The sequence below is a fragment of the Micrococcus sp. KRD070 genome, assembly GCF_017168435.1.
Classification (GTDB): domain Bacteria; phylum Actinomycetota; class Actinomycetes; order Actinomycetales; family Micrococcaceae; genus Micrococcus; species Micrococcus luteus.
Genome location: NZ_JABFNH010000017.1, coordinates 46,575 through 49,841, shown reverse-complemented (window position 1 = coordinate 49,841; position 3,267 = coordinate 46,575). Strand labels below are relative to the sequence as shown.

General features: G+C 76.6%; 3 protein-coding genes. 2 read left to right on the top strand and 1 reads right to left on the bottom strand.

Features of this window, described 5'->3' with window-relative positions:
* Positions 1-15: 15 nt before the first annotated feature.
* Complete coding sequence (locus J1M38_RS05480) at positions 16-423, top strand: hypothetical protein (protein ID WP_206501203.1); 408 nt, start codon at positions 16-18, stop codon at positions 421-423.
* A 10-nt stretch (positions 424-433) separates the two neighbouring features.
* Here J1M38_RS05480 and J1M38_RS05475 read toward each other — a convergent pair whose 3' ends face one another.
* Positions 434-1,798, bottom strand: coding sequence for a DUF6350 family protein (locus tag J1M38_RS05475; RefSeq protein ID WP_255502828.1), 1,365 nt, complete (start codon positions 1,796-1,798; stop codon positions 434-436).
* A 159-nt stretch (positions 1,799-1,957) separates the two neighbouring features.
* Between J1M38_RS05475 and J1M38_RS05470 the strand changes: the two genes are divergently transcribed.
* Entirely contained in the window at positions 1,958-3,175 is a 1,218-nt protein-coding gene (locus J1M38_RS05470) for a glycosyltransferase family 1 protein (protein ID WP_144879209.1), read from the top strand.
* Positions 3,176-3,267 lie beyond the last annotated feature (92 nt).

The window sequence follows — 3,267 nt, the reverse complement described above, 5'->3', positions numbered from 1 at the left end:
CAGCAGCGCCACGGACTGCCACAGCCGGGCGCCCCGGACCCCGGCCGCGTCCGCACCGGCCGTGCCCTGCTGTGGCAGTCCGTGGCGCTGCTGGGGATGGTGCTCTCCTTCTCCCTCGTGCTGCCGTGGAAGCTGATCGCCCTCGCGCTGGGGCTGGTCGCCCTCGTGCTCGGCGTGCGCGTGTGGGTCACGAGCCGCGGCGCCGAGCGCTCGGGGCTGCCCCGCGCGGTGGCGTCCGCCGGCATGGCGATGGCGCTGATGGGCATGACGACGGCGGCGCTGCCGCTGCTCGCGTGGGACGCGACGGTCCAGCTCGAGCAGTGCAGCGCCTCCGCGCTCACCGTGCGGGCGCAGCAGGCGTGCGCGGACGAGTTCACCCGTCAGGTGGAGGAGCGCACGGGGGTGCCCCAGCTGCGGCCCTGAGCCGCGGGCGTCAGTCCCGCGCCCGGCGCGGGGACGGCCGGTCGCGCAGGCCCGAGGCGCGGTCGCCGGACCGCGGCACCGCCGTCGTCCCGTCCCGGTGCCCGGCCACGGCCAGGGCGGTGAGGTAGCCGGCCGCGCAGCCCAGCGCGACCCACCCGGCGACGGCGGCGCACACCGCCCAGACGTGGGAGCCGATGTCCGTCAGCGTGCCGAGCCCGAGCGTCCCGGAGGTGAGGGCCAGCGGCACGAGCAGCAGCAGCCCCGTGAGCAGTCCGGTGAGCACGGCCAGGGCCAGCGTGGACAGCGTCAGGGACACCGCGCGGCTGCCGTGGCGGGTGTGCAGCCAGTCGTCGAGGTGGTTCTCCCCCTCCCGCAGCAGCCACACGCCGGCCACGGCGCCGGCGCCGATCGGCACGGCCAGCAGGAGCAGCTGCCACGGCGACCACGTCCCGGGCAGCGCACCCAGCGCCGGGAGGGCGGGCGCGGTGGCCGGCGTCGCGCCGAACACGGAGTAGAGGCTGTCCGCGCCCACGGAGAACCCCGGGCCCGCCGTCCACGCGATCGACCACGCGGTGAACGTGGGCAGCCAGCCGATCTGCAGCAGCGCCACCAGCAGGCCGCCCAGCGGGCCGCCCCCGATCGCCTCGGCCACGGTGACGACGGCGGTCCACTCGACGGCCAGCCGCCCCGCCACGAGCAGCGCGTTCAGACCCGTCAGGGCGAGCACGGCGACGACCGCGGCGCGCACCACGGACCACGCGTACGAGCCGGCCCAGCGTTCGTACTGCGACCGCCGCGAGATCCGCTCCGTGAGGTCCAGGCCGATCAGGTGCGCCCAGGTGCCGGCCTCGCGCCGCGCCCCCGCGAGGGCGGCGACGCCGAAGAGCAGGGCGGGCAGCAGCGCCGCCGGGGCGGGGTGGGCCGTCAGCTCGTCCGTGCCGGGCAGGAACGCCACGGCCAGCCCCACCAGGGCGTAGGCCCCCACCGCGCCCACGAAGGCCTGCCACGCCTGGTCCCGGTAGGACGCGCGGGCCAGGCGCCGGCCGGCCCGCCAGGACAGCGCGAGCGGGACCAGGGTCAGGCCCCACGGCACGAGCCACGCCGTGCCGGTGATGAGGTGATCCGGCGCGGTGGGCATGGCCGTGGCCACGGTGACGGGCACCGCGTGCAGGGCCAGCCACAGGACGCCGCCCACCTGGACGGCGCCCTCGATGGTCGGCCGCTCGAACCCGCCCGTGGCCCACACCGCGAGGGTGGGGACCGTGACCGCGAGCAGGCTGATCATCGCCGTGACGAGCGCCTCAACCACCCCCTGCAGCCACAGCGGCAGGGGGACGGGGCGCAGCAGGCGGGGCGCAGCGGGGCGGGAACTCACCCGTCCATGGTGCCACCCGACTCCGGGCGGCGCCTGGACGGGGCGGGCCGCGCGGGCCGGTGCGACGACCGTCACGCGTCCCGAGAGTTCACCGCGGGGTCACCGGGCCGTCGTCGGCGGGTGTCCCGGCCGTGGTCCGGGGTCCTTAGCGTCGGCCACGTGCGTGTCGTCGTGGTCGCCGAATCGTTCCTGCCCCATATGAACGGGGTCACCAACTCCATCCTCCAGGTGCTGCGGCACCTGCGGGAACGGGGCGACGAGGCGATGGTGGTCGCCCCGGCCGCCTCGTGGTCCGCCGGGTGGACCCAACGCGCGGGCGCCGGTGAGGCCCCCCGCGAGGTCGAGGGCTTCCCCGTGCGCACCCTGCCCTCCGTGCCCCTGACCGGGTACACCTCCGTGCGGGTGGCCGCCGGCACGGTGGGCCGGCTGCGCGGCATGCTCGCCGACTTCGCCCCGGACGTGGTGCACATCGCCTCCCCCTTCGTGCTGGGCTGGCGCGCGGTGCAGGCGGCCGAGGAGCTCGGCATCCCCTCCGTGGCCGTCTACCAGACCGAGGTCCCCGGCTACGCGGCCCGGTACGGCGCCCCGTGGCTGGAGGACGTCCTGTGGAGCCACGTGGCGCGCCTGCACAACACGGCCACGCTGACGCTCGCGCCGTCGTCGTTCACCGTCCGACAGCTGCACCGCCAGGGGGTGCGACGCGTGCACCTGTGGGGCCGCGGCGTCGACTCCCGCCGATTCCATCCCGCCAAGCGGGACGAGGCGCTGCGCGCCGAGCTCGCCCCGAACGGCGAGAAGCTCGTGGGCTTCGTGGGGCGGCTGGCGCACGAGAAGCAGGTCGGGGACCTGCGCGTGCTCTCGGACCTGCCGGGCACCCGCCTCGTGGTCATCGGCTCCGGGCCGCTGCGCGAACAGCTCGAGCGGGAGCTGCCCGGCGCGCACTTCGCCGGCTTCCAGGGCGGCGAGGACCTCGCACGCCACGTGGCCAGCCTGGACCTGTTCGTGCACCCCGGCGAGTCCGACACCTTCGGCCAGACACTGCAGGAGGCGATGGCCTCGGGCGTGCCCGTCGTCGCCGTCGGCCGCGGCGGCCCCCTCGACATCGTGGACGCCTCCCGCACCGGCTGGCTCTACCCGCCCGGCGAGCTGGACGAGCTGCGCCGCCACGTCGCGGACCTCGTGTACGACGACGTCAAGCGGGCCGCGTTCGCCGACGCGGCGTGGGCGTCGGTGCAGGGCCGGACCTGGCCGGTGCTGTGCGAGCAGCTCGTGGGCTACTACGAGAAGGCGATCGCGGTGCAGGAGCGCCGCCGCGTGGAGCTGGCCCGCCGGCTGCTGACGGCGCCGTCGCTGCTGGCCGCGCGCGTGTTCGGCTGAACCCCGGGACGGACACCGGGCGGGCGCCCGGCGGCCCGGGTCTCGCGTCCGGAGCCGTGGCTAGGGTGGCGGGCATGGACGCCACCCCGCAC